The sequence below is a fragment of the Rahnella victoriana genome (genome assembly GCF_004330295.1).
Lineage (GTDB): Bacteria > Pseudomonadota > Gammaproteobacteria > Enterobacterales > Enterobacteriaceae > Rahnella > Rahnella victoriana.
The window spans coordinates 199,443-225,694 of record NZ_SJOJ01000001.1 but is presented as its reverse complement, the minus strand read 5'-3'; the positions used below and the strand labels follow the sequence as shown (position 1 = coordinate 225,694).

The window sequence follows — 26,252 nt, the reverse complement described above, 5'->3', positions numbered from 1 at the left end:
GGAAAATTATGACCACGCATTTAGTCTGGTTCCGTAATGATCTGCGGATAACCGACAACCGCGCGTTACATGCTGCCTGTGAAGATCCGCATGCCCGCGTAATTGCTGTTTTTATTGCCACGCCGGATCAGTGGAAGCAGCATGAAATGGCGCCACGGCAGGCGATGTTCATTTATCAGCATCTTCAGGCACTGCAACATGCGCTGGCGGAACGCGGTATCCCGCTGCATTACCATCAGTGCAATGATTTTGCGGGCAGCGTGGACTGGCTGAAGGATTTCTGTAAAACCGAAAATGTCGATGCGCTGTTTTACAACAAACAGTATGAAATCAACGAGCGTCAGCGGGATGACGCGGCAGAAATGGCCGTGGGCGGATCCGTCACCTGCCATGCGTTTGACGACAGTCTGCTGTTGCCGCCGGGTTCCGTGACCACCGGCAACAATGAAATGTACAAGGTTTACACGCCGTTTCGCCGGGCCTTTTTATCCCGTCTGACCGAATCGGACAGCCGCTCTCTGCCTGCGCCGCAAGCCCGCGAACATCAGGGAAAAGTAGTGATGCACCGGCTGATGCCCTTTGATTATCCGCTGGCAGATATCGGTGAAGACTTCGCGATTGGCGAGGACGCCGCGCGACATCAGCTGCGGAGTTTTTGTCGTGAACAGGTACAGGATTATCTCGAACAGCGCGATTTACCCGCCGTTGACGGCACCAGTTCGCTGTCGCCGTATCTGGCGATTGGTGTGCTGTCGCCGCGCCAGTGTCTGAACCGTGTGCGCACGGAATGCCCGCACGTTCTGGAGAAAACCGACGGCGGCGCGTTCGGCTGGCTGAATGAACTGGTGTGGCGGGAGTTTTACCGTCATCTGATCGTCGCCTGGCCGAAGCTTTGCAAACATCAGCCGTTTGTTGCGTGGACTGACAACGTGCGCTGGCGTCATGCGCCGGATGATTTGCAGGCATGGAAAGAGGGCAAAACCGGTTATCCCATCGTCGATGCGGCAATGCGTCAGCTCAATCAAACCGGCTGGATGCATAACCGTCTGCGCATGATTGTCGCCAGTTTTCTGGTGAAAGATTTGCTGATCAACTGGCGTGAAGGCGAACGCTATTTTATGTCGCAACTGCTGGATGGCGATCTGGCCGCAAACAACGGCGGCTGGCAATGGGGCGCGTCCACCGGTACCGATGCCGCGCCGTATTTCCGCATTTTCAACCCGACGACGCAGGGCGAACGCTTTGATAAAGCCGGACGTTTTATCAAGGCCTGGTTGCCAGAATTGTCGGATGTGCCGGAAAAAGACATTCACACCCCGCATCGCTGGGCAGAAAAACATCATCGCGTGCTAGACTATCCGCTGCCGGTGATTGATCACGCGCGGGCGCGAAAAGACACGCTTGCCGCCTTTGAGGCCGCGAAAAACCGGGCAGACTGACGTTTGTCTCTCACCACGACAAGGAGCGATGTGATGAAAAAATACCTGCTGGCGCTGATGCTGGCGTGCTGGGCGGGACAGGCCACTGCGGCGTTCGATGTGGTGGCGCTGGGCGTGAACGGCGGGGTGGAAGAGGGCAATCTGACCTCGTATCTGATTAAAAGTGACGATCAGAAATTGTATCTCGGGCTGGATGCCGGTTCGGTATTGCCGGGCATCAGCCAGGGACTGGCCAAAGGCAGTTTTCCTGAGGTGACCGCAGAAAACGCTGCGCCGCTGACGCCGCAGGGTGCGGTGTTCCGCAATCTGATTGGCGGATACTTTATCAGCCACGGCCATCTCGACCATCTGGCGGGGCTGATCATCAGCTCGCCGGAAGACAGTAAAAAACCGATTTACGGCACGGCGGATACCATCGGCACGCTGCGCCAGCATTACTTCAATGGCCGCGTCTGGCCGAATTTCACCGACTCCGGCAGCGGTTTTCGCATCGGCACCTATCGCCTGAATCAGCAGCGTCCGGCACAGCGATTCTCCCTCGGCCTGACCGGTCTGGATGGCACCCTTTATCCGCTTAGTCATGGCGGCACGCCTTCCAGCATGATCCTGATCAGCCGCAATAATGCGTCGTTTGCTTTCTTCGGCGACACCGGCCCGGATGAGGTCGAGAAATCCAAAAATCTCGATACCGTCTGGCGCGTATTGGGCGACGAAATCAAAGCCAAACGCCTGAAAGGCATCATTATCGAAACCTCTTATCCCGACGGTGTGCCTGACAGCAAACTGTTCGGGCACCTCACCCCTGACTGGCTGTTAAAAGAACTGACGCATCTGCAAAACTCTGCGGGCGGCGAGGGGTCACTGAAAGACCTGACCGTGATCATCAGCCACGTTAAACCGACCCTGCAGGCCGGTGCCGATCCTGAAAAAGCCATCATGGCGCAGCTGGAAAAAGGCAATAATCTGGGGGTGAAGTTTGTGCGGATGCAGCAGGGTGAACGGCTGAAATTCTGATGCGTTACCCCCCTTATTCTGGCCTGATTTTTAATTAAGATTGTTCCGAGTCAATTGTGGAGAAATGAAAACTCTGCAACGGGCTTCGGAACATGAATTATGGATTAAGTGTAAAGAATTCGTCATGACGAAAGACAAATCCTGACAGCAGGTAAAAATTCTCCGCCGTATTATTCCCGCAAGGTGTTCTGATAATAAAGAACATAAACCACAGGGAATAATTGTGAAAACAAAAATAGCGGTTTCATCTTTCGTGTTAATGGCTTTATTAACCGGCTGTCAGTCTAATGCCGATCAATATGCTGCGGATACCTTTACCACTGACCAGTTAAATACGCGACAGGAAACGCGTACGGTCAATATACTTTCAGTCTTACCCGCCAAAATAACGGTCAATAATCAGGATAACCGGAATACCGCTACGCTGGTAGGCTCGGTTCTGGGCGCTATCGCCGGCGGTGTCGCGGGCTATGCGCTGGGGCATGGCGGTGATCTGGCGGCGGTCGGTGGCGCGGTGGGCGGGGCTACGCTTGGCGGCGTCACCGGCTCTGCGGTGAACAGCCGTAATACGGTGGAAGGGGTCAGCCTCAGTTATAAAGATGATACGAAAATATATACTTCGGTTCAGGTCGGGCGCGCCTGCCAGTTTACTAACGGGCTGGCGGTAGTCTTTATGACGCAAAAGAATGAAACCCGTATTCAGCCAAACAGCACTTGTCCGGCTGGAAAATAAACAAGGGATATCATGAAAAATAAAATTGTATTACTGATGTTATTCCTTTCAGTGTCTCCGGCTGCCGTTTTTTCAGCCGATTTACAGCAACAATTATCGAATGTCGCGCAGGCAGAAAATCAGGGGCAGGCGGAAGAGCAGGCACGATGGGATGATTATCAGGCCCGCGAAGAGGCTTATTACCGTTACCGTGAGGCCGAGCGTAATAAACGGATTGCCGCCGCCAATGCACGCGCCAGAGCGCGGGAAGCCGAGCGGTTAAAAGATAAACACCGCGATCAGAATTATGAAGATCAGCTACGACAGTTAAATGTGGATAAAAAGAAACTGGAATTGCAGCAACTGCAGGCGCGTACCGCGCATGAAAATGAGTTTATTGCGCAGGATCTCAAACAGCAGGCTGCACAGACGGATGTCACCCAGTCTCAGGCGGATGCTAACCGCAATTTGTCACAGGGCAGTCAGGCGAAGATGATCAGTGAAGGCAAGGCGCAGGAAATTAAAGCCGGAAAATGGTTTAACTAACCGGCCCGGTGGCTGTTGTCGGGCCGCCGCTTGCGTTATCCTCTGGCGATATTTAATGAAGAGTGGAACGCCATGAACAACCTCCAGCTTGAACAGCTGATTAACCAGAAACTGGATATCAGCAATTACAAAGATTACGCACCGAACGGATTGCAGGTCGAAGGACGTCGCGAAGTACAGCGCGTGGTCACCGGCGTGACGGCGTCGCAGGATCTGCTGGATGCCGCGATAGCCGTTGAAGCGGACGCGGTGCTGGTGCATCACGGTTATTTCTGGAAAGACGAGCCGACGGAAATCCGTGGCATGAAACGCAACCGTCTCAAAACCCTGCTGGCGACAGACACCAATATGTACGCCTACCACCTGCCGCTGGACGGACATCCGGAACTCGGCAATAACGCGCAACTGGCAAAACTGTTCGGTATCACCGTGCAGGGTGAAATCGCTATTTTGCTGCCCTACGGTGAGCTGGAAAAACCGCTGACCGGTGAGGAATTCCGCCAGCGGATTGAAGTCACGCTGGATCGCAACGTGCTGCACAGCTCACAGAATGCCCCGGCTGAAATCCGCCGCGTGGCATGGTGTTCCGGCGGCGGTCAGGGCTATATTCAGAAAGCGGCGGAATTTGGCGTCGATGCCTTCATCAGCGGTGAAGTGTCCGAACAAACCATACACATCGCCCGCGAAATGGGGCTGCATTTCTTCGCCGCAGGCCATCACGCCACCGAACGTTATGGCGTGAAAGCACTGGGTGAATGGCTTCAGGCAGAACATGGGTTGGACGTTATGTTTATCGACATCGATAACCCAGCCTAGGGGCTATCTTTTTTGCCATTTTGAATCCGGGCAGTGCGCGTGCCAGTCACGTACTCACTGTACGCTCCTGTCCCTGTGCGCTGGCCGGATCCAAACTGACTGCAACGATTACGCCCCTCACTTCTGAGACATTTTATCCGATGACTCATCAGACACGCTGTCTTCCAGCAGGGTAAACGCCCGCTGTAATCCGGTATCCACTTCAGGGTCTGCGCCCTGCGGTGGATACTTGCTTTCCTCTTCTTCTTCCTCCACGTTTTCGCTTTCCTCAACCTGCGGTTCCACCACGTTTTCCGGGGCGGGCATGGTCTCCTGAATCATCTGTTCGTCAAACGCCGGGTTCAGTGCAGGGGAGAGCGGAGAACTGCTCAGGCTGTCCGGCATGGCGATGTGCGGCACCGGCGCATCGACGGCCATCTGGGTTTCTTCTTCTTTCTTCGACGTCCGGCTCAGCGCCACAATTCCGGCCCCACACAGGGCGAAAAAGGCGTAAAGGATATTGCCGCCTAATGGCTGGATCAGCGCGCCAACCGCCAGCGGGCCGATACAGGCACCGACGCCAAAGGCCATCAGCAGACAAGCGGAAAGCGACACGCGGCGTTCCGGTTCAATCATGTCATTCGCCAGTGCGACGACCAGCGGGTACAGCGTGAACTGCATCAGGCTGACGACAAAGCCAATACCGAGCAGCAGCGGAAACGAAATGTGGCTGACCAGCGCCAGCGGCAGGGCAGCCACTGCCAGCAGAATGGCGTTAATGCGCATCAGCATGTTGCGGTTATAGCGATCCGACAACCAGCTGAGCGGAAACTGGGCCAGCAGCCCGGCGAAAATCGCCAGCGCCATAAACAGGCCGGTTTGCTGCGTGCTCAGTGCCTGCTGGCTGGTGTAAATCGGCGCGAGTCCGTAGAACGAACCGACGACCATGCCGATTAACAGCGTGATCGCCAGCACTTTGGGGATCGCGCCAATAAAGAATTTCAGTTCCATCGGCGCCGGAGACATATGGCCGACGTTGGTGCGCGTCGTCAGCGCAATCGGCACCAGACACAACGCGAAACATAACGCGATAACGATCAGCGTACTGACGCCTAAATCGCTGTTGAGCATCAGCACCACCTGGCCGAGCGCCATGCCGAGATAAGACGCCACCATATAAAAGCCGAATACCACGCCGCGCTGGTTGGCCTCCGCCTGATCATTAAGCCAGCTTTCCAGCACCATATATTGCACCATCATGCATAAGCCGATGATCAGGCGCAGCACCACCCAGACAGGAATGATGTCCGTCAGGCCGTGACCCAGCACGGCGGCAGTGATGATCCCGGAACAGGAAACGTAAGCGCGGATGTGACCGACGCGGGCGATCAGGATGTGGCCGACTTTGCCGCCGATCACCAGCCCGATGTAGTTGGCCGCAATGATTGCCCCGATCATCGCGCCGCTGACGTGAACCGCCGAAAGACGCAGGGAAATATAAGTCGTCAGCAGGCCGGAACCCAGCAGCATCAGTAATGTCGTGGTATAGAGCGGAAAAAAGAGTGCTAATGGTTTTCTCACAGGCCATCCCTATTGTGTAACGAAGGCGTTATCCAAACGCTAAAAAAACAGCAACATTTCTGAGAGTAGCAGGTGCAGGCGGCGGGCGAAACCTCAGTGTCCCGTGCAAACGGGCAGATGAGTTGACATCAGCACTCTGTTTCCCGCATAACTGATAACAAATCTCACGCTATTGATTTGATGAATAACCCGATGATCCACAACCCTTCTTTGAGGAGTGTCTGAGTGCAACGAGCACGATGTTACCTGCTGGGTGAACGCGCGGTAGTGCTGGAGCTGGAACCGCCGGTGTCGCTGACAAGCCAGCAGCGAATTTGGGGGCTGGCGCAACGTTTACAGGATCGCGCCACCTATCCGGGCGTACGCGAAGTCATTCCCGGTATGAATAATCTGACGGTATTACTCACCGAGGCGCAAAGTTCCGCGCTGGATGCCATCGAGCGTCTGCAAAACTGGTGGGAAGAAAGTGAGGCCATTGAGCCGGAATCGCGGCTGATCGAAATTCCGGTGATTTACGGCGGTGTGCAGGGGCCGGATCTGGACAACGTGGCGCACCATACCGGCATGACGCCGCGTCAGGTGGTGGAATGCCATGCCGGGACGGCTTACACCGTGTATTTTCTCGGTTTCCAGCCCGGTTTTCCTTATCTCGGCGGTCTGCCGGAAACGCTGGCGACGCCGCGCCATGGCGAACCGCGATTGTCGGTGCCTGCCGGTTCGGTTGGGATCGGCGGCAGTCAGACTGGGATTTATCCGCTGGCGACGCCGGGTGGCTGGCAGCTGATCGGGCAGACGCCGCTGGCGATGTTTGATCCGCTGCGTGCGACGCCGACCTTGCTGTTACCGGGTGACAGCGTGCGTTTCGTGCCGCAAAAGGAGGGCGTATGCTGAAGGTTTTACGCGCCGGGATGTTCACCACGGTGCAGGATATGGGACGCAACGGTTATCGCCAGCAGGGCGTCAGTCAGTCCGGTGCGCTGGATACACCGGCGTTGCGTATCGCTAACCTGCTGGTCGGCAACGATGAAAATGCCGCCGGGCTGGAAATCACCCTCGGACAATTCAGTGCCGAGTTTCACCGCGAAGGCTGGATCGCACTGACCGGTGCGGGCTGTCACGCGCAGCTTGACGGCAAAGACGTCTGGACCGGCTGGCGCTATGCGGTCAGGCCGGGCCAGGTACTGACCCTGAAAACGCCGGTGCGCGGGATGCGCAGCTATCTGGCGATTTCCGGCGGCATTGATGTGCCGGAAGTGATGGGATCGCGCAGCACCGATCTGAAAGCCCGTTTCGGCGGCTTCCACGGGCGTCCGTTGCAGGACGGCGATATGTTGCCGACCGGCGATACTTTCCATCATCCGAAAATTGCCGGTGGCATCAAACAGCTGCTGTTCGGTAACCGCATCCGTGCGCTGCCGGGGCCGGAATATCAGGAATTCAGTGCGCAGTCGCGGGAAGAATTCTGGCGCGCATCGTGGCAGCTTAGCCCGCAAAGTAACCGCATGGGTTACCGTCTGCACGGCCACACCCTGAAACGCGAAACCGACCGCGAAATGCTCTCGCACGGCTTATTGCCCGGCGTGGTGCAGGTGCCGCATGGCGGCCAGCCGATTGTGCTGATGGCCGATGCCCAGACCACCGGCGGCTATCCGCGTATCGCCTGCGTCATCGAAGCCGATTTGTACAATCTGGCGCAGATCCGCCTTGGCGAGCCGGTTCACTTTGTAAAATGCACGCCGGAAGAGGCGCAGAAAGCACTGCGTGAGCAGTCACTCTTTATCGAACAGATTAAACGGGGGTTGTATGATCGTTGATCTCAATGCCGATCTGGGCGAAGGCTGTGCCCATGACGAGGCGCTGTTGCAACTGGTCAGCTCCGCCAATATCGCCTGCGGATTTCACGCCGGTGACGCGCAGACCATGCAGCAATCGGTTCGCTGGGCGATGAAATACGGCGTGGCAATTGGCGCGCACCCCGGGTTCCCTGACCGGGAAAACTTTGGCCGCACCGCCATGCAACTGCCTGCCGAAACGGTGTATGCGCAGGTGGTGTATCAGCTGGGGGCGCTGGCCGCCATCACCCGTGCGCAGGGCGGAATGATGGTGCATGTGAAGCCACATGGCATGCTGTACAACCAGGCTGCGACCGATGCCGTGCTGGCGGATGCCATCGCCCGCGCGGTGTATGACGTCGATCCCGCATTGCGTCTGGTCGGGCTGGCGGGCAGTGAGCTTATCCGCGCCGGTGAGCGTCTCGGACTGACCACCCGCGAGGAAGTGTTTGCCGACCGGCGTTATCAGCACAACGGCACGCTGGTGCCGCGCAGTCAGCCGGATGCGATGATCGAAAGCGACGAACTGGCGCTGGATCAGACGCTGGCGATGGTACAGCAGAAAAAAGTGCTCAGCCGCGAAGGCGTCTGGGTGCCGGTTAACGCCGATACCGTCTGCCTTCACGGTGATGGTGAGCACGCGCTGACCTTTGCGCGTCGTCTGCGTGCGGCGTTTAATGAGCAGGCTATTCAGGTCAGCGCAGGCTGATTTTTGCAGTTTCCGGGGAGTCCCTATGCGTAAAGTGTTAGTTACCGGTTTTGAGCCTTTTGGCGGCGAACGTGTCAATCCTTCATGGGAAGTGGTGAAACAACTGGGCGATCTGGAATTATCCGGTGCGCAGATTGTGGTCCGTCAGTTGCCGTGCGTATTTGGTAAAGCGATTGATGCGCTGAATGCGGCGATTGATGACGTGCTGCCGGAAATGGTGATTTGCGTCGGTCAGGCGGGCGGGCGATGTGATTTCAGCCTCGAACGTGTGGCGATTAACGTCGATGATGCGCGTATTGCAGACAACGACGGCCATCAGCCGGTAGACGAACCCATTGTCGCAGACGGTCCGGCGGCGTATTTTTCCACCCTGCCGCTCAAGACCATCGTCAGCGGATTGCGCGAGTCGGGTATTCCGGCTTCCGTGTCGCAGACCGCAGGCACCTACGTCTGTAATCATGTGATGTACGGCCTGATGCACCGTCTGGCGCAACCGGCCTGCAACGTGGTGAAGGGCGGTTTTATCCATATTCCTTATCTGCCGGAACAGGCTGCGCAACATCCCGGCGCGCCAAGTATGTCAGTACACACTGTCCTCAACGCCCTTGAGCTGACTATCGCCATCGCGCTGCACACGGAACAAGATTTGAAAATTGCAGAGGGTGCGACTCACTGATGCCAGAAGGTCCTGAAATCCGGCGCGCGGCTGATTTGCTGTCAGAAGCGGTGGTGAATAAGCCCCTGACGGAAGCCTGGTTTGCGTTTCCGGCACTGAAACCCTATCAGTCTGCGTTGCGCGGAACCACCATCACCGCCATTGAAACACGCGGAAAAGCCCTGCTGACGCACTTCTCCAATGGCCTGACGTTGTACAGCCACAATCAGCTTTACGGTGTCTGGCGGGTACTGAATGCCGGTGAAGTGGCGAAAGAAACCAAACGGTCGCTGCGGGTGAAACTGCAAACCACCGACGCGGCGATCCTGCTTTACAGCGCGTCGGAGATTGGCATTTACGATACGGTGGATATCGAAAGGCATCCTTTCCTGCAACGTATCGGGCCGGATGTGCTGGATGAGCGTCTGACGGTCGCGCAGGTTCGTGAGCGGTTACTCTCGCCAAAATTCCGCAACCGTCAGTTAGGCGGAATGCTGCTGGATCAGGCGTTTCTGGCGGGGCTGGGTAATTATCTGCGGGCGGAAATTCTCTGGCTGGCGAAGCTGCTGCCGGAACATAAACCCAAAGAACTGAATGAAACGGAACTGGATGCGCTGGCGGATGCCTGTTTGTCGGTTGCGCGATTATCCTATGCCACACGCGGCACGATGGATGAAAATGTGCATCACGGTGCGCTGTTTCGTTTTAAGGTGTTTGGCCGGACGGGCCTGCCGTGTGAACGTTGCGGTGATCCGATCATGAAAACCAGTGTGTCATCGCGACCGTTTTTCTGGTGCCCGGTGTGTCAGGTGTAGCGGATAAAAAGAAAAGGGCACCGGAGTGCCCTTAAGAAAGGAGAGCAGGGTCAGAAATTGACTTTCACACCCAGATTGCCGCTGTAGCCTTCCATATCCGAATCGAAACCTTTCTGGTAGCGGATGTCGGTGTAAATTGTGGTGTTTTCACCAAGTTTACCCGCCAGACCTGCGCCACTCTGCCACCAGCTGTCGCTGAATTCGGCTTTCAGGCGTCTGTCGGCGATTTGCACATCCGGTTCATTGCCGATCGTGGTGACGGCATCCAGCGTCAGGTATGGCGTCCAGGTCGGATTATCCAGGAATAAACGCACACCGCCGCGCGCCTGCGCATTGCTGGTGGAGACGCCGGAAACATGGCTGATGCCATCGCTGAAATCGTCCAGATTCAGATACTGATAGATCACCTGCGCCTGCGGTTCAATTTTCAGATTTTCATGCAAGGTAAAAGGCTTGCCCGCTTCGACCGATAAGGCAATGCCATATCCGTCCTGATCCGCATCATGCGTGCTGTCATAGCTGTTTTTATACCAGCTGCCCATGCCCACCGCGTCAATGTAGCCGCCATCCTGCGCTTTCAGCGTGTAGTAACCGCCGAAGCTGTAGATGTCACTGTCTATACTGCCGGTTTGTACGGAATACAGCGGGTTGTTGTTGCGAAGACTGTCTTGCGCGTCAGTATTCTGGCGTCCAAGTGTCATGAGAATACCGGCGCTGCGTTCGGTGTTTTCTGCGTCTTTATCCCACATCAGATCCATACCCAACTGCGCGAACCAGGTATCGGTGTCATAGCTGAAACGGCCTGCGTCATTTTCGGTGTGCGTGCCGACAATCCGGCCCCATGCGCCGTCTTTATGCAGCACATCGCCGCCGGTACGCTGGTGATAAGTGCCGATGGCATCGAAGCCGTACTGCATGTTCAGCACCGGTGCGGCGATATACCCCGGCACTTCCTCGCGCCATGGCAGATTATCATCGGTTGGCGTCGGGGTTGGGTTCACATCCGGGTTGTCATCCGGAACATCGTCAGGGATATCGTCCGGAACATCGTCAGGGACATCGTCAGGATTATCGTCGGGATTGTCATCCGGTGTCGGGTCAGGGATAGGATCAGGATCCGGGATCGGTGTGGTGCAATCATAATTCGTGCAGGTGCTCAGGTACCAGTTTTCGCCCTCACCGGTGGTGATATCACCTTTACGCAGACCATAGTTGAAGGCGTTAGCTGAAACAGAATTACCCAGCGCGAAGGCATCCGTTCCCTGAATATTGGTGCCTGCTACGGTGATCACTTCGATACCGTTGCCCAGCGTATAGTTACCGCTCCCGCCGGTGCTGGTGACATACAGGGTATTCTTTCCCGTCACGTCGCCAGTGACATGGATTTGGTCTGTCGGCGAGTTACTGTCATCCAGATAAGTATTGATGCGATAAACGCCGTCGCCGGTCATATCGCCGTTCACGGTGAGCTCAGAGTAATCATTACCGCTGTGAGTGAAGAGGGTAGTACCGCCGGAGTTCATCTGCGAAATCGTGGAATCACCCGTTACAGTCCACTGACTGGAGTCGTCGATGTTGACGCTGTGGGTACTGCCCGTCACCCCTTCCCATTCCGAACCGCTGTTAAGATACACATCCACAACACTGCCGGTATCGGCAATGATTTCGCCTTCCATGTGAGAGTCACTGGCCGACAAGTTGATCTGGCTTTGTGTGGTAACACCGGTGCTGGTACTGGTATAACTCCTGGCTTTCAGCAGCACGCCGTTTCCGCTTTGCACGGTTGATCCGTTATTCACATTTATCTGAGTATTTGCCCCTTCGGCGAGTATTCCCTCACTGGTGGCACTGCTGACAACGCTTTTATCCAGCGTCACGACGGCCTGATGGTCTGCATTAAAACCCTGCGCATAAATGCCATTTGCTAATGCACCGGTGGTCGATAACTCGCTGTTGCTGATGGTCATCTGGCTGTTGGCATAGGAACGGATAGCGGACGCACCTTCGCCGGTTGAATTCCCCTTAACCGCGTTGGCTTCAAGGGTAGAATCATTCATCGCAACCAGCAGATTACTGTTTCTTCCGCTGGTTGTAATCTCAGCACCATCAAGATCCATAATCCCTGTACGGGCAGCGACCACCGCGGCTGAACTGACGCCTGTTGTGATGATGTGCATATCTTTGCCGGTCAAGGTCACCGGTTGCGCATTGGGTGTATCTGATAATTCGCCAGAATCGACGTATAACGCATAGGAACTGTCACCTGTAGTCGTGACGGTGACATGGTCTAACCCGGTATCTCCACGTGCATTTATTGCTTCGGAATTTGCGCCGTGTGTCGTCAGTTGCAGGTTACTTGCTGTTAACGTTGCGCTGGACGCCGCAATGTTAAATCCGCTGGTATTATTGCCATTTGCCTCATAAATGCCGCCGTCTAACCTGACCTTACTGTAGGCATTTGCATCGACGATGGAACTGTTGGTGCCTGTTAATTGAACGTTGCCATCAATGATGGTGACGTCAGCAATGACGGTATTTTTTCCTCCTAAGGCATAAATAGCACTTTGACTTTCGGGAGATCCCGAAGATTGCTGATTAACAGTGAGTCCGTTAATATAAGCAGATGCTTCTTCAACAGAGACTGCTCTTTTTCCGTCAACTAATAATTCAATATTTACATTGCTGATATTCGCACGAGCACCTGCGCGAATATCAATCCCTACCGCCTGAGTCGCGTCACTACTTATTCGAATATCATCACCGAGCAAGGTGGAATTGTTATCTGAAACATAAATAACGCTGCTGCCATTTTTCCCTGAACTAATATCTGCGTTATAAATTTCGGCGGAGCCGCCACTTTTTATGTTAAATGTCTTACTGGAGTTTGTTGTGCTCACGTCAGCATAGTTAAGTATCAGCTTACCTTGATTAATAATATTGAAGGCATAGGCTTCGTTGCCGGTGGTTGAAACGACGGATTTAAGAGGAATAGGAGCAGGAATACCCGGAAGGGCCATTTCTCCGGCCACGGTGACTTTTGTTCCTGCATCGGTGATGATATAGGCAATGCCGTCATTACCAGGTGTCGAGGAAGAATTAATACTTGGAAATTCATAATCACCGCCAGCGTATGTCGCGGTTGCCAATGCTGAAAATGAAGGCAATAAAAGACTTAATATAGCACTCGATAATAATGTTTTTTTAAACGAACGCGAGCTGTTCCGATTTTCTTCCATGTCAGAATGTCCTGTGTTGAATAATGGCGTGTTTATATTACCTGTTCCAGTTAATCGTTTTTTTATCTAACGAGTTAATATGGAATCATAATAATGACTCATCGTTTTTATTACATGACAAATTTCTGGGGAGGATATATCACGAAATGTAAAGCGTCAATTAATGGTGTTAATATTCAGTCTTATTAAGAAGTCTGAATATACGATTAAGAATTCGTGGAGATGGTAAATAAAAAAGGCCGATGAGTTATTCATCGGCCTTATATATTACGGAGGACTTATTTTTTCAGCTGAGAATGGAAATCGCGTTTGTCGTAGCCGGTATACAGCTGACGAGGACGGGCGATTTTGATGCCTTCCTGATGCATTTCGCTCCAGTGTGCAATCCAGCCTACGGTACGGGCCATCGCGAAGATCACGGTGAACATGGAAGACGGAATGCCCATCGCTTTCAGGATGATGCCGGAGTAGAAATCGACGTTCGGGTACAGTTTCTTCTCGATGAAGTACGGGTCGTTCAGCGCGATGTGCTCAAGCTCCATCGCCACTTCCAGCAGGTTGTCTTTCAGATCCAGCTCTTTCAGCACTTCATGACAGGTTTCACGCATCACGGTGGCGCGCGGGTCATAGTTTTTATAAACACGGTGACCGAAGCCCATTAGGCGGAAGGAATCATTTTTATCTTTCGCGCGTTTCACGAAAGCAGGGATGTGATCCACGCTGCTGATTTCTTCCAGCATTTTCAGCGCCGCTTCGTTGGCACCGCCGTGAGCCGGTCCCCACAGGGACGCAATGCCCGCAGCGATACAGGCGAACGGGTTCGCGCCGGAAGAACCGGCGGTACGCACGGTGGATGTTGACGCGTTTTGCTCGTGGTCAGCGTGCAGGATCAGGATACGATCCATGGCGCGTTCCAGAATCGGGTTCACTTTATATTCTTCACACGGCGTGGAGAACATCATGTGCAGGAAGTTACCGGCATAAGACAGGTCGTTGCGCGGATACACAAACGGCTGACCGATAGAATATTTGTAACACATGGCGGCCACGGTCGGCATTTTGGACAGCAGACGGTAAGCGGCGATTTCACGGTGACGTTCGTTTTCGACGTCGATGGAGTCGTGATAAAACGCGGCCAGTGCGCCGGTCACGCCACACAACACCGCCATCGGGTGAGAGTCGCGACGGAAGCCGTGGAACAGACGGGTAATTTGCTCATGCACCATGGTGTGACGGGTGACATTGGTCTTGAATTCGTCAAACTGTTTCTGCGTCGGCACTTCGCCGTTCAGCAGCAGATAGCTCACTTCAAGGAACGTGGATTCTTGTGCCAGCTGGTCAATCGGGAAACCACGGTGCAACAGAATGCCTTCTTCACCGTCGATATAGGTGATTTTGGATTCGCAGGATGCAGTAGAGGTGAAACCGGGGTCATAGGTGAAAAGACCTTTAGAACCGAGGGTGCGGATATCCACTTCATCCTGGCCCAGTGTGCCGGACAGCACGTTTAGTTCAATCGGGTCGTGACCTTGTAGGGTAAGTGTCGCTTTCTTATCAGCCATTTACAGTCTCCTTAGCGCCTTATTTTTAAAAATCAGTAACAACAGAAATGCCTGGAAGCGACGCCTTGTAAGGTCATTATTATTGTCAGCCTTAGCTCTGCGATCGAATGGGAAGGGAACGTAGAGCTGAGTCGAAGTGCAGTCTCAGACTGCTCTGTGACAAACAAGCGGCGTTTCATCGTTGTTAACGATTCGGTAAATCATTACTGTTCTGTCGCTCAGTACCTGTGAAGAGTATGAGGATTTACACAATCACCACTTTTGCATAACTTGGGCCATCAGGGAAGACCCCGTATGTTGATTGTGTGATCCACTGATTCTTCAGAAACTTTCACCATTTTGGTGCGAGAGGGCAAAGCCGGTATGTGCTCAGAATCACAGTCCTATAGGGATAGCTCATTTGTAATGGAAATGTTGATCAAATGTCAAACTCGATAATTTATTTTGTGTCTTTTATGGAAAGTGAGAGCTAACTCACTGTTTCGGAGAAATGTGAATAAAGCATTTGTAGGGCAATTGTAATAAGAATGTGATCAACCTATACTCCTACAAGGTCTCCGGGCAATCCGAAGTAGGAGCACCCAGCATCATTTTCTTCGCCCTTTACGTTACGGCTACGAAAATACGTTTATCGCGCCTTTTAAGCACACTGGATGTCGTCCTTTGAGCGCGAAAACTGATGAGCTTTTAGCTCAGCTTTCCAAAGTTATTGGTGTTGTGGGAAGACGGCAAGCAACCGAATCCCTATGAGCTGACATAGGTCAGTGATTAGGGTGAGCGCGCGCAGCCAACGCACCCACAGCGACAAGAACGAAGGAAAGGGTGCTGTCTGACATACTGCTCCGGGCCGGAGGAAGTAAAATAATAAGAGCTGTGTGGGCAAAACCGTGAAAAAACAAAGACCTGTCAATCTGGATCTGCAAACGATCCGGTTTCCTGTTACTGCGATAGCGTCCATCTTACACCGAGTCTCTGGCGTAATTACCTTCGTCGCCGTCGGTATCCTCCTCTGGCTGTTAGGCCTGTCTCTCTCTTCTCCTGAAGGGTTTGCACATGCTGCCGCCATCATGAATAGCTTCTTCGTCAAATTCATCTTTTGGGGAATACTCACTGCGCTGGCCTATCACGTTTGCGGTGGCATCCGCCATCTGCTGATGGATTTTGGCTATATCGAAGAGAGTTTGGCTGCCGGTACCCGTTCTGCCCAGGTGGCAATCGGTCTGACCGTCGTGCTGTCAATTCTGGCTGGAGTCCTCGTATGGTAAGCAACGTTTCTGCGTTAGGGCGCAATGGTGTGCACGACTGGCTGTTACTGCGTGCTTCCGCCATCATCCTCACCCTGTACATCCTCTATATTCTGGGCTTCGTGGTTCTGGCTCAGGAACTGACATTTGATGTCTGGCATGGCTTCTTCTCTTCCTCCATCACCAAAGTATTCACACTGCTGGCGCTGCTGTCGATTCTGATCCATGCGTGGATCGGCATGTGGCAGGTGTTAACGGACTATGTGAAACCGGTAGCTGTCCGGCTTGTGCTGCAACTGGCCATTGTCGTGACATTAGTGGTTTACCTACTTTACGGAACAATTGTTGTTTGGGGAGCGTAGTAAATGAATCTGCCAGTCAGAGAGTTTGATGCTGTCGTTATCGGTGCAGGTGGCGCCGGTATGCGTGCCGCGTTACAAATTTCACAAATGGGGCTGTCTTGTGCCCTGATTTCTAAAGTCTTCCCGACCCGCTCCCATACGGTGTCAGCGCAGGGTGGTATCACCGTCGCGCTGGGTAACACCCATGAGGATGACTGGGAATGGCATATGTACGACACCGTAAAAGGTTCCGACTATATCGGTGACCAGGACGCCATTGAATATATGTGTAAAACCGGGCCGGAAGCGATTCTGGAACTCGAACACATGGGGCTGCCTTTCTCCCGTCTTGAAGACGGTCGTATCTATCAGCGTCCGTTTGGTGGCCAGTCGAAAAACTTCGGCGGCGAGCAGGCGGCACGAACTGCCGCAGCGGCTGACCGTACCGGTCACGCGTTACTGCACACGCTGTATCAGCAGAACCTGAAAAACGGCACCACGATTTTCTCCGAATGGTATTCACTGGATTTAGTGAAAAACCAGGACGGCGCCATCGTCGGCTGTACGGCTATCTGTATCGAAACCGGTGAAGTGGTGTACTTCAAAGCCAAAGCCACCGTGCTGGCAACCGGCGGTGCAGGGCGTATTTATCAGTCCACCACCAACGCCCACATTAATACCGGTGACGGTGTCGGCATGGCGCTGCGTGCCGGCGTGCCGGTACAGGACATGGAAATGTGGCAGTTCCACCCGACCGGTATCGCCGGTGCAGGGGTGCTGGTGACAGAAGGCTGCCGTGGTGAAGGCGGTTATCTGCTGAATAAAGACGGCGAGCGTTTCATGGAACGTTATGCGCCGAATGCGAAAGACCTGGCGGGTCGAGACGTGGTGGCGCGTTCCATTATGATCGAAATCCGTGAAGGCCGTGGCTGTGAAGGTCCGTGGGGTCCGCACGCCAAACTGAAACTTGATCATCTGGGTAAAGACGTTCTGGAATCCCGCCTGCCGGGTATTCTTGAACTGTCGCGTACCTTCGCACACGTCGATCCGGTGAAAGAGCCAATTCCTGTTATCCCAACCTGCCACTACATGATGGGCGGTATTCCGACCAAAGTGACCGGTCAGGCGCTGCGTGTGAACGCACAGGGTCAGGATGAAGTGATCCCGGGTCTGTTCGCGGTCGGCGAAATCGCCTGCGTATCCGTTCATGGCGCTAACCGCCTTGGCGGTAACTCGCTGCTGGATCTGGTGGTGTTTGGCCGTGCGGCGGGCATGCATCTGCAGGAATCCATTACCGAGCAGGGCGAAAGCCGTGAAGCGTCTCAGGATGACATCGACGTGTCTCTGGAACGTCTGAACCGCTGGAACAACACCCGTTCAGGTGAAGATCCGGTGGCTATCCGTAAAGACCTGCAATCGTGCATGCAGAACAACTTCTCGGTCTTCCGTGAAGGTGATGCGATGGCGAAAGGTCTGGAAGAACTGAAAGTGATCCGCGAGCGTCTGAAATCTGCCCGTCTGGACGATACGTCATCAGAATTCAATACCCAGCGCGTTGAGTGTCTGGAGCTGGATAACCTGATGGAAACCGCGTTCTCTACCGCTGTCTCCGCAAACTACCGCACTGAAAGCCGTGGCGCACACAGCCGCTTCGACTTCCCTGAGCGTGATGATGCGAACTGGCTGTGCCACACGCTGTATCAGCCGGAAACAGAAAGCATGACCCGCCGTGAGGTGAACATGCAGCCTAAGCTTCGCGCGGCGTTCCCGCCGAAAGCGCGTACTTACTAGGGCGGAGCGGAGACAGATTATGAAAATTGAATTTTCGATTTATCGCTACAACCCGGACGTCGATGACGTGCCGTACATGAAAGATTATGTGCTGGAAGCCAAAGAAGGGCGCGACATGATGTTGCTCGACGCGCTGATTTTGCTGAAAGAACAGGATCCGACGCTGGCGTTCCGCCGCTCCTGCCGTGAAGGCGTTTGCGGGTCCGATGGCGTCAACATGAACGGTAAAAACGGTCTGGCCTGTATCACGCCAGTGTCGACACTGCGTAACGGCAGCAAGAAAATTGTTATCCGTCCGTTGCCCGGGTTACCGGTTGTCCGTGACCTTGTTGTAGACATGGGACAATTCTATAAGCAGTATGAGAAGATTAAGCCTTACTTGTTGAATGATGGGAAAAATCCTCCGGCGCGTGAACATTTACAAATGCCGGATGACCGCGAAAAGCTGGACGGATTGTACGAATGTATTCTCTGCGCCTGCTGTTCGACGTCCTGTCCGTCTTTCTGGTGGAATCCGGACAAGTTTGTCGGCCCGGCGGGCCTTCTGGCCGCTTACCGTTTCCTGATCGACAGCCGCGATACCGAAACACAATCGCGCCTCGACGATCTGAACGATGCTTTCAGCGTATTCCGCTGCCACAGCATCATGAACTGTGTGAGTGTATGTCCGAAGGGACTGAACCCGACCAAGGCTATCGGCCATATCAAATCGATGCTGCTACAACGCGGTGCCTGATTGATAAGCCACGCACAGCGGGAACTCAGGTTCCCGCTGTTATTTCGATACCACCGGCTTTGCGCTTTCTTTAGTTACAAATGTGGTAACTGAGGCAGTGATAGCAAATAATTAAATTTTTAATAACAAAGTAGCAACAAGTGCAACAAAGTTGCGCCTGACTGGAGTAAGATAGCCGGGTCAAAATCAGGGAGATAAACACACCCCGGAAAGGCAGCAGAAACAGGCAGGGTAACTTCAAAAATCAGTCACGCATCTGGCGGATTTCTGAAGGTTCCTTGAAGAGCCAACCGCTCAACCAACGAACTGTTTTAGTATGGAAAACCGTTTTACCGCGGTGTATCACGGTCAATATTATTAACCACGGCGAAAACTAAAGCTTCAAAGCTTAAGGGATCACGATGCAGAACGGCGCAATGAAGGCCTGGCTGGATTCCTCCTATCTGGCGGGTGCAAACCAGTCTTACATAGAGCAACTCTATGAAGACTACTTAACCGATCCTGGTTCCGTTGACGATAGCTGGCGTTCGATTTTTAAACAGCTACCAACAGTGGGTGTGAAACCAGAGCAACTCCATTCTCAAACACGAGACTACTTCCGCCGTCTGGCGAAAGACGCGTCACGTTATAATTCCTCCATCAGCGATCCGGAAACGGATGCCAAGCAAGTTAAGGTGTTGCAGTTAATCAACGCCTTCCGCTTCCGTGGTCATCAGAACGCGAACCTTGATCCCCTCGGCCTGTGGAAACTGGACGATGTGCCTGATCTGGATCCGGCGTTCCATCATCTGACCGAAGCTGATTTCCAGGAAACCTTCAATGTCGGTTCATTTGCCATTGGCAAGGAAACCATGCAGCTCGGCGAGCTGTATAAAGCCCTGAAGCAAACCTATTGCGGTTCCATTGGTGCGGAATACATGCACATCACCAACACCGAAGAGAAACGCTGGATCCAACAGCGTATCGAATCCGTGGCCGGTCGTGCGAACTTCACCAATGATGAGAAGAAAACGTTCCTGAAAGAACTGACCGCAGCCGAAGGTCTGGAGCGTTATCTGGGCGCGAAATTCCCAGGCGCCAAACGCTTCTCGCTGGAAGGTGGCGATGCGCTGGTGCCGATGCTGAAAGACATGATCCGTCATGCCGGCAAAAACGGTACGCGCGAAGTGGTGCTGGGTATGGCGCACCGTGGCCGTCTGAACGTGCTGATCAACGTGCTGGGCAAAAAGCCTCAGGATCTGTTCGACGAATTCTCCGGCAAGCATAAAGAACATCTCGGAACCGGTGACGTGAAATACCACATGGGCTATTCGTCTGATGTGGAAACCGAAGGCGGGATGGTTCACCTGGCGCTGGCGTTTAACCCGTCGCACCTGGAAATCGTCAGCCCGGTGGTGATCGGTTCTGTGCGTGCCCGTCGTGATCGTCTGGACGAAGCGCGCAGCAACATGGTTCTGCCTATCACCATTCACGGTGATGCGGCGATTACCGGTCAGGGTGTGGTGCAGGAAACCCTGAACATGTCGCTGGCACGCGGTTATGAAGTGGGCGGTACCGTGCGTATCGTCATCAATAACCAGGTAGGTTTTACTACCTCGAATCCGAAAGATGCGCGTTCCACCGATTACTGTACCGATATTGCGAAAATGGTGCAGGCACCGATTTTCCACGTCAATGCCGATGACCCTGAAGCGGTGGCTTTCGTGACCCGCCTGGCATTGGATTTCCGTAACACCTTTAAACGTGACGTCATGATCGATCTGGTTTGCTATCGTCGCCACGGCCATAACGAGGCCGACGAACCAAGCGCAACCCAGCCACTGATGTATACCAAGATCAAGAAACACCCGACGCCACGCAAAATCTACGCTGATGTCCTGACTGAGCAGAACGTTGCCAGCCTCGAAGATGCCACGGAAATGGTCAACCTGTACCGCGATGCGCTGGATGCCGGTGAATGCGTGGTGGAAGAGTGGCGTCAGAATGACATGCACACTTTCACCTGGTCACCGTATCTGAATCATGAGTGGGACGAGCCTTACCCGAACAAGGTCGAGCTGAAACGTCTGCAGGAACTGGCGCGTCGCGTCAGCCATGTGCCGGATGCGATCGAAATGCAGTCACGCGTTGCCAAGATTTATGGCGACCGTAACGAGATGGCCGAAGGGAACAAGAAATTCGACTGGGGCGGCGCAGAAAATCTGGCGTACGCCACGCTGGTAGACGAAGGGATTCCGATCCGTCTGTCCGGTGAAGATACCGGTCGCGGCACCTTCTTCCACCGCCATGCCGTGATCCACAACCAGAAAAACGGTTCCGTGTACGTGCCGCTGGCCAATATTCATAACAGTCAGGGCGAATTCAACGTCTGGGATTCCGTGCTTTCCGAAGAAGCGGTGCTGGCCTTTGAATACGGTTATGCCACGGCTGAACCGCGCACCCTGACCATCTGGGAAGCGCAGTTCGGTGACTTCGCCAACGGTGCGCAGGTGGTGATCGACCAGTTCATCAGTTCCGGCGAACAGAAATGGGGCCGCATGTGTGGTCTGGTGATGTTGCTGCCGCACGGCTACGAAGGGCAGGGGCCGGAGCACTCCTCCGCGCGTCTGGAACGTTATCTGCAACTTTGCGCTGAGCAAAACATGCAGGTGTGTATCCCGTCTACTCCGGCGCAGGTTTATCACATGATCCGTCGTCAGGCACTGCGCGGTATGCGCCGTCCGCTGATCGTGATGTCACCGAAGTCACTGTTGCGACATCCTCTGGCGGTTTCTACGCTGGAAGAACTGGCCGACGGCAGCTTCCTGCCCGCGATTGGTGAAGTTGACGAGCTGGATCCGAAACAGGTTAAGCGCGTGGTGATGTGCTCCGGTAAGGTTTACTACGACCTGCTGGAACAACGTCGCAAAAACGAGCAAACCGATGTGGCGATTGTCCGCATCGAGCAGCTGTACCCGTTCCCGCACAAAGCGATTCAGGAAGTGCTTGAGAAATTCTCACACGTTCATGATTTCGTCTGGTGTCAGGAAGAGCCGCTGAACCAAGGCGCGTGGTATTGCAGCCAGCACAATTTCCGTGAAGTGATTCCTTTCGGGGCTTCTTTACGTTACGCAGGACGTCCGGCCTCTGCTTCCCCGGCAGTGGGTTACATGTCCGTTCACCAGAAGCAACAGCAAGATCTGGTTAACGATGCGCTGAACGTTAAATAACGCGTTGGCGTGAGTTAACACTATGGAACATAAGAAGGATTTATAATGAGTAGCGTAGATATTCTGGTCCCTGACCTTCCTGAATCCGTTGCGGATGCGACGGTTGCCACCTGGCACAAAAAACCGGGCGACAGTGTTGAGCGTGACGATGTACTGGTAGAAATTGAAACCGATAAAGTGGTTCTGGAAGTCCCGGCAAGTGAAGCCGGTATTCTGGACAGCATTATCGAAGACGAAGGTGCGACGGTCATTTCCCGTCAGATCCTGGCGCGTATCCGTCCGGGTAACAGCACCGGTAAGCCAAGCACTGAGAAAAGCTCCGATAAAGAAGCGACTCCTGCGGCACGCCACACAGCAGCACTGGAAGAAGAGAGCAATGACGCCCTCAGCCCGGCTATCCGCCGTCTGATTGCTGAACATTCTCTCGATGCCAGCGCGATCAAAGGCAGCGGTGTCGGCGGTCGTCTGACCCGTGAAGATATCGAACAGCACCTGGCGAAAGCCAAAGACGCGAAACCGGCCGCCGCGCCAGCCGCCGCTCCGGCCGCGACCAGCGCTGCACCGGCACTGGGTTCACGCAGCGAAAAACGCGTACCGATGACCCGTCTGCGTAAACGCGTTGCTGAGCGTCTGCTTGAAGCGAAAAACAGCACTGCGATGCTGACCACCTTCAACGAAATCAACATGAAGCCCATCATGGATCTGCGTAAGCAGTACGGTGATGGTTTCGAAAAACGTCACGGCGTGCGTCTGGGCTTCATGTCTTTCTATCTGAAAGCCGTGGTTGAAGCGCTGAAACGCTACCCGGAAGTGAATGCTTCTATCGATGGCGATGATGTGGTTTACCACAACTACTTTGATGTCAGCATCGCGGTGTCTACGCCACGCGGTCTGGTGACCCCGGTTCTGCGTGATGTGGATACGCTGGGCATGGCGGATATCGAGAAGCAAATCAAAGAGCTGGCGATCAAAGGCCGTGACGGCAAACTGAAAGTGGAAGAACTGACCGGCGGTAACTTTACCGTGACCAACGGCGGCGTCTTCGGCTCCCTGATGTCCACCCCGATCATCAACCCACCACAGAGTGCGATCCTGGGCATGCATGCCATTAAAGATCGTCCGATGGCGGTGAATGGCCAGGTTGTGATCCTGCCAATGATGTATCTGGCGCTCTCTTACGATCACCGTCTGGTGGATGGCCGCGAGTCCGTCGGCTTCCTGGTGACCATTAAAGAGATGCTGGAAGATCCGGCTCGTCTGCTGCTGGACGTCTAGTCCCGGCACAGCGAAAGATGAGAGATCGAAAAATCTGCGGCACAGTTCTCGCTGTGCCCTGATAAGCCTTCCTACTTACCGAATAAGAATGGATAGAACATCATGAATTTACACGAGTATCAGGCGAAACAGCTTTTCCTGCGCTACGGCCTGCCAGCACCAACAGGCTTCGCCTGTTCCACCCCGCGTGAAGCGGAAGAGGCTGCATCGAAAATCGGTGCCGGTCCGTGGGTGGTGAAATGTCAGGTTCATGCCGGTGGCCGCGGTAAAGCGGGTGGCGTGAAAGTGGTGAAAAGCAAAGAAGAGATCCGCGCTTTTGCTGAGCACTGGCTGGGCAAACGTCTGGTGACTTACCAGACAGACGCCGGTGGCCAGCCGGTTAACCAGATCCTGGTTGAATCCGCGACTGACATTGATAAAGAACTGTATCTCGGCGCGGTCGTTGATCGCAGCTCCCGCCGCGTGGTGTTCATGGCGTCTACAGAAGGCGGCGTGGAAATTGAGAAAGTGGCAGAAGAAACGCCACACCTGATCCACAAAGTGGCACTGGATCCGCTGGCAGGCCCGCAGCCGTATCAGGGTCGCGAACTGGCTTTCAAACTGGGTCTGACCGGTAAGCAGGTTCAGCAGTTCACTAAGATCTTCATGGGTCTGGCGAACATCTTCCTTGAGCGCGATCTGGCGCTGATCGAAATCAACCCGCTGGTAGTGACTACCGCTGGTGACCTGATCTGCCTCGACGGCAAACTGGGTGCGGACGGCAACGCCTTGTTCCGTCAGCCAGAATTGCGTGAAATGCGCGATTACAGCCAGGAAGATGCCCGTGAGTCTCAGGCAGCGCAGTGGGAACTGAACTACGTTGCCCTCGACGGTAACATCGGTTGCATGGTGAACGGTGCCGGTCTGGCAATGGGTACCATGGACATCGTGAAACTGCACGGTGGCGAACCGGCTAACTTCCTGGATGTTGGCGGTGGCGCAACCAAAGAACGTGTGACCGAAGCCTTCAAAATCATCCTGTCTGATGAAAAAGTGAAAGCCGTCTTCGTCAACATCTTCGGCGGTATCGTACGTTGCGATCTGATCGCCGACGGTATCATCGGTGCGGTGGAAGAAGTGGGCGTCAGCGTGCCGGTTGTGGTGCGTCTTGAAGGTAACAATGCTGAGCTGGGTGCCAAAAAACTGGCAGACAGCGGTTTGAACATCATTGCAGCGACCAGCCTGACGAATGCGGCTCAACAAGTTGTCGCGGCAGTGGAGGGGAAATAATGTCGATTTTAATCAACAAGAACACCAAAGTTATCTGCCAGGGTTTCACCGGTAGCCAGGGGACTTTCCACTCCGAACAAGCCATTGCTTACGGTACCAAAATGGTCGGCGGCGTCACGCCGGGCAAAGGCGGCACTGAACATCTGGGTCTGCCAGTGTTCAATACCGTACGTGAAGCGGTTGAAACCACCGGCGCTACCGCGTCTGTGATTTATGTTCCGGCTCCGTTCTGTAAAGATTCCATTCTGGAAGCGCTGGATGCAGGCATCAAACTGATCATCTGTATCACTGAAGGCATCCCGACGCTGGATATGCTGGTGGTTAAAGTGAAACTGGATCAAAGCGATGCGGTGATGATCGGGCCAAACTGTCCGGGCGTGATCACCCCGGGCGAATGCAAAATCGGCATCATGCCGGGTCACATTCATCTGCCGGGCAAAGTGGGTATCGTTTCCCGTTCCGGTACGCTGACCTATGAAGCCGTTAAGCAGACCACCGACTACGGCTACGGCCAGTCTACCTGCGTCGGTATCGGCGGCGACCCGATCCCGGGCTCTAACTTCATCGATATCCTGAAACTGTTCCAGGAAGATCCACAGACTGAAGTGATCGTGATGATCGGTGAAATCGGCGGTAACGCGGAAGAAGAAGCGGCGGCCTACATCAAAGCCCATGTGACCAAACCGGTTGTGGGTTATATCGCGGGTGTGACTGCGCCAAAAGGCAAACGTATGGGCCACGCAGGCGCCATCATTGCCGGTGGTAAAGGTACCGCTGACGATAAATTCGCTGCGCTGGAAGCGGCGGGTGTGAAAACCGTTCGCAGCCTGGCCGATATCGGCGAAGCCGTGAAATCATTGCTTCCGCAATAAGTTTTACCCTCCCGCACCGGCGAAATTCGGTGCGGGTGAAGACTGTTTATAAAAGAAAAAGATTCGACATGTTGGCCACCTTCGGGTGGCCTTTTTTATTTTAAGCTAAATATTTAACATTCGCTGAATTGAGCTATATTTATTAACACAGCACGATAGGTTCATTGGAAATAAAAGGTTAATAATTGGGTTTTAGAAGGTAGCAAATTGGATATTAGTGACAACTATAAAAACACAATTAATTAACAATAAGGCCACCATTAAAGCTCAGTGAAACCAACGGTTAACATCCTGAAATATTTTTTCAGAAATTGATGTGGATATTATAGAAATAAACAAGGAGATAGGCTTAAATTGCGGCAGATCAATTACAGGCTTTTTTGCTGTTTTGGTCTTAAATTGACCTGTACACGGAAATCCGCTTTGGGTCACTAAAAAACCTATTTAATGTGTGGGATTACTGGCGTAACATATTGGTCCTGTAACATCCGTTTTTTGTATGTTTACTTTTCCCCGTGATTTTGCCCGTTCATCAGCCTGTTACAGGCCCGCTGCTCGCGCTTTTTCCGGGCTCAGAATGTCTGGTCGACGGCTTTACGCAAACTGAACGCTGACATTT

General features: G+C 53.8%; 21 protein-coding genes. 18 read left to right on the top strand and 3 right to left on the bottom strand.

Features of this window, described 5'->3' with window-relative positions:
- The first annotated feature begins 8 nt into the window (after window positions 1-8).
- From phrB to EYY67_RS01095, 5 genes are all read left to right on the top strand, one after another.
- A complete protein-coding gene (gene phrB / locus EYY67_RS01115) occupies window positions 9-1,439 on the top strand; it encodes a deoxyribodipyrimidine photo-lyase (RefSeq protein WP_119826614.1) in 1,431 nt (476 codons plus the stop codon).
- 33 nt (window positions 1,440-1,472) lie between these two features.
- Window positions 1,473-2,453, top strand: coding sequence for an MBL fold metallo-hydrolase (locus EYY67_RS01110; protein WP_131692636.1), 981 nt, complete (start codon window positions 1,473-1,475; stop codon window positions 2,451-2,453).
- Between the two features lie 259 nt (window positions 2,454-2,712).
- The gene (locus tag EYY67_RS01105; protein WP_095925084.1) at window positions 2,713-3,186 is read left to right on the top strand and encodes a hypothetical protein; all 474 of its coding nucleotides are present in this window, start codon (window positions 2,713-2,715) and stop codon (window positions 3,184-3,186) included.
- 12 nt (window positions 3,187-3,198) lie between these two features.
- Window positions 3,199-3,711 carry a DUF5384 family protein gene (locus EYY67_RS01100; RefSeq protein WP_229920941.1) on the top strand — a complete coding sequence of 171 codons (513 nt, stop codon included), beginning with the start codon at window positions 3,199-3,201 and terminating at the stop codon, window positions 3,709-3,711.
- 72 nt (window positions 3,712-3,783) lie between these two features.
- Window positions 3,784-4,527, top strand: coding sequence for a type 2 GTP cyclohydrolase I (locus EYY67_RS01095; protein ID WP_095925086.1), 744 nt, complete (start codon window positions 3,784-3,786; stop codon window positions 4,525-4,527).
- 117 nt (window positions 4,528-4,644) lie between these two features.
- Here EYY67_RS01095 and EYY67_RS01090 read toward each other — a convergent pair whose 3' ends face one another.
- Window positions 4,645-6,036 (bottom strand): MFS transporter, encoded by a 1,392-nt coding sequence (locus EYY67_RS01090; RefSeq protein WP_229921006.1) that lies wholly within the window; start codon window positions 6,034-6,036, stop codon window positions 4,645-4,647.
- Window positions 6,037-6,312: 276 nt separating this feature from the next.
- On the opposite strand from EYY67_RS01090, the gene pxpB reads away from it, so the two are divergent.
- The 5 genes from pxpB to nei are packed head-to-tail and all read left to right on the top strand — an operon-like array spanning window position 6,313 to window position 10,098.
- A complete protein-coding gene (gene pxpB / locus EYY67_RS01085) occupies window positions 6,313-6,978 on the top strand; it encodes a 5-oxoprolinase subunit PxpB (RefSeq protein WP_131692634.1) in 666 nt (221 codons plus the stop codon).
- The gene (gene pxpC, locus EYY67_RS01080; protein WP_095921196.1) at window positions 6,972-7,901 is read left to right on the top strand and encodes a 5-oxoprolinase subunit PxpC; all 930 of its coding nucleotides are present in this window, start codon (window positions 6,972-6,974) and stop codon (window positions 7,899-7,901) included. The genes pxpB and pxpC overlap by 7 nt, the downstream gene beginning before the upstream one ends.
- Window positions 7,891-8,628 carry a 5-oxoprolinase subunit PxpA gene (pxpA, locus tag EYY67_RS01075; protein WP_131692633.1) on the top strand — a complete coding sequence of 246 codons (738 nt, stop codon included), beginning with the start codon at window positions 7,891-7,893 and terminating at the stop codon, window positions 8,626-8,628. Before pxpC ends, pxpA begins: the two co-directional genes overlap by 11 nt.
- A 25-nt stretch (window positions 8,629-8,653) precedes the next feature.
- A complete protein-coding gene (gene pcp, locus EYY67_RS01070; RefSeq protein ID WP_119826608.1) occupies window positions 8,654-9,304 on the top strand; it encodes a pyroglutamyl-peptidase I in 651 nt (216 codons plus the stop codon).
- On the top strand, window positions 9,304-10,098 hold the full coding sequence (gene nei, locus EYY67_RS01065; protein ID WP_131692632.1) for an endonuclease VIII: 795 nt from the start codon (window positions 9,304-9,306) through the stop codon (window positions 10,096-10,098). The genes pcp and nei overlap by 1 nt, the downstream gene beginning before the upstream one ends.
- Window positions 10,099-10,148: 50 nt before the next feature.
- Here the strand turns inward: nei and EYY67_RS01060 are convergent, their stop codons facing one another.
- Both EYY67_RS01060 and EYY67_RS01055 read right to left on the bottom strand, forming a co-directional pair.
- Complete coding sequence (locus EYY67_RS01060; RefSeq protein ID WP_242675553.1) at window positions 10,149-13,127, bottom strand: autotransporter family protein; 2,979 nt, start codon at window positions 13,125-13,127, stop codon at window positions 10,149-10,151.
- Window positions 13,128-13,612: 485 nt separating this feature from the next.
- The gene (locus EYY67_RS01055; protein WP_095921201.1) at window positions 13,613-14,896 is read right to left on the bottom strand and encodes a citrate synthase; all 1,284 of its coding nucleotides are present in this window, start codon (window positions 14,894-14,896) and stop codon (window positions 13,613-13,615) included.
- Window positions 14,897-15,771: 875 nt separating this feature from the next.
- Here EYY67_RS01055 and sdhC point away from each other — a divergent pair.
- The 8 genes from sdhC (at window position 15,772) to sucD (ending at window position 25,633) form a co-directional block, all read left to right on the top strand.
- On the top strand, window positions 15,772-16,161 hold the full coding sequence (gene sdhC, locus EYY67_RS01050; RefSeq protein ID WP_015698116.1) for a succinate dehydrogenase cytochrome b556 subunit: 390 nt from the start codon (window positions 15,772-15,774) through the stop codon (window positions 16,159-16,161).
- The gene (gene sdhD, locus EYY67_RS01045; RefSeq protein WP_095921202.1) at window positions 16,155-16,502 is read left to right on the top strand and encodes a succinate dehydrogenase membrane anchor subunit; all 348 of its coding nucleotides are present in this window, start codon (window positions 16,155-16,157) and stop codon (window positions 16,500-16,502) included. Before sdhC ends, sdhD begins: the two co-directional genes overlap by 7 nt.
- A gap of 3 nt (window positions 16,503-16,505) precedes the next feature.
- A complete protein-coding gene (gene sdhA / locus EYY67_RS01040) occupies window positions 16,506-18,272 on the top strand; it encodes a succinate dehydrogenase flavoprotein subunit (RefSeq protein WP_131692630.1) in 1,767 nt (588 codons plus the stop codon).
- A 19-nt stretch (window positions 18,273-18,291) separates the two neighbouring features.
- On the top strand, window positions 18,292-19,008 hold the full coding sequence (locus tag EYY67_RS01035; RefSeq protein ID WP_013576440.1) for a succinate dehydrogenase iron-sulfur subunit: 717 nt from the start codon (window positions 18,292-18,294) through the stop codon (window positions 19,006-19,008).
- Window positions 19,009-19,409: 401 nt separating this feature from the next.
- Window positions 19,410-22,217, top strand: coding sequence for a 2-oxoglutarate dehydrogenase E1 component (gene sucA / locus EYY67_RS01030; protein WP_095921204.1), 2,808 nt, complete (start codon window positions 19,410-19,412; stop codon window positions 22,215-22,217).
- Between the two features lie 45 nt (window positions 22,218-22,262).
- Window positions 22,263-23,492, top strand: coding sequence for a 2-oxoglutarate dehydrogenase complex dihydrolipoyllysine-residue succinyltransferase (gene odhB / locus EYY67_RS01025; RefSeq protein ID WP_095921205.1), 1,230 nt, complete (start codon window positions 22,263-22,265; stop codon window positions 23,490-23,492).
- 102 nt (window positions 23,493-23,594) lie between these two features.
- Window positions 23,595-24,761 (top strand): ADP-forming succinate--CoA ligase subunit beta, encoded by a 1,167-nt coding sequence (gene sucC, locus EYY67_RS01020; protein ID WP_095921206.1) that lies wholly within the window; start codon window positions 23,595-23,597, stop codon window positions 24,759-24,761.
- Complete coding sequence (gene sucD, locus EYY67_RS01015; RefSeq protein WP_095921207.1) at window positions 24,761-25,633, top strand: succinate--CoA ligase subunit alpha; 873 nt, start codon at window positions 24,761-24,763, stop codon at window positions 25,631-25,633. The genes sucC and sucD overlap by 1 nt, the downstream gene beginning before the upstream one ends.
- Window positions 25,634-26,252 lie beyond the last annotated feature (619 nt).

What these genes read in the sequence shown, in the direction of transcription:
- phrB (WP_119826614.1), top strand. Translation starts at nt 9, where the DNA reads ATGACCACGCATTTAGTCTGGTTCCGTAATGATCTGCGGATAACCGAC.
- EYY67_RS01110 (WP_131692636.1), top strand. Translation starts at nt 1,473, where the DNA reads ATGAAAAAATACCTGCTGGCGCTGATGCTGGCGTGCTGGGCGGGACAG.
- EYY67_RS01105 (WP_095925084.1), top strand. Translation starts at nt 2,713, where the DNA reads ATGGCTTTATTAACCGGCTGTCAGTCTAATGCCGATCAATATGCTGCG.
- EYY67_RS01100 (WP_229920941.1), top strand. Translation starts at nt 3,199, where the DNA reads ATGAAAAATAAAATTGTATTACTGATGTTATTCCTTTCAGTGTCTCCG.
- EYY67_RS01095 (WP_095925086.1), top strand. Translation starts at nt 3,784, where the DNA reads ATGAACAACCTCCAGCTTGAACAGCTGATTAACCAGAAACTGGATATC.
- EYY67_RS01090 (WP_229921006.1), bottom strand. Translation starts at nt 6,036, where the DNA reads ATGCTGCTGGGTTCCGGCCTGCTGACGACTTATATTTCCCTGCGTCTT.
- pxpC (WP_095921196.1), top strand. Translation starts at nt 6,972, where the DNA reads ATGCTGAAGGTTTTACGCGCCGGGATGTTCACCACGGTGCAGGATATG.
- pxpA (WP_131692633.1), top strand. Translation starts at nt 7,891, where the DNA reads ATGATCGTTGATCTCAATGCCGATCTGGGCGAAGGCTGTGCCCATGAC.
- pcp (WP_119826608.1), top strand. Translation starts at nt 8,654, where the DNA reads ATGCGTAAAGTGTTAGTTACCGGTTTTGAGCCTTTTGGCGGCGAACGT.
- nei (WP_131692632.1), top strand. Translation starts at nt 9,304, where the DNA reads ATGCCAGAAGGTCCTGAAATCCGGCGCGCGGCTGATTTGCTGTCAGAA.
- EYY67_RS01055 (WP_095921201.1), bottom strand. Translation starts at nt 14,896, where the DNA reads ATGGCTGATAAGAAAGCGACACTTACCCTACAAGGTCACGACCCGATT.
- sdhD (WP_095921202.1), top strand. Translation starts at nt 16,155, where the DNA reads ATGGTAAGCAACGTTTCTGCGTTAGGGCGCAATGGTGTGCACGACTGG.
- sdhA (WP_131692630.1), top strand. Translation starts at nt 16,506, where the DNA reads ATGAATCTGCCAGTCAGAGAGTTTGATGCTGTCGTTATCGGTGCAGGT.
- EYY67_RS01035 (WP_013576440.1), top strand. Translation starts at nt 18,292, where the DNA reads ATGAAAATTGAATTTTCGATTTATCGCTACAACCCGGACGTCGATGAC.
- sucA (WP_095921204.1), top strand. Translation starts at nt 19,410, where the DNA reads ATGCAGAACGGCGCAATGAAGGCCTGGCTGGATTCCTCCTATCTGGCG.
- odhB (WP_095921205.1), top strand. Translation starts at nt 22,263, where the DNA reads ATGAGTAGCGTAGATATTCTGGTCCCTGACCTTCCTGAATCCGTTGCG.
- sucC (WP_095921206.1), top strand. Translation starts at nt 23,595, where the DNA reads ATGAATTTACACGAGTATCAGGCGAAACAGCTTTTCCTGCGCTACGGC.
- sucD (WP_095921207.1), top strand. Translation starts at nt 24,761, where the DNA reads ATGTCGATTTTAATCAACAAGAACACCAAAGTTATCTGCCAGGGTTTC.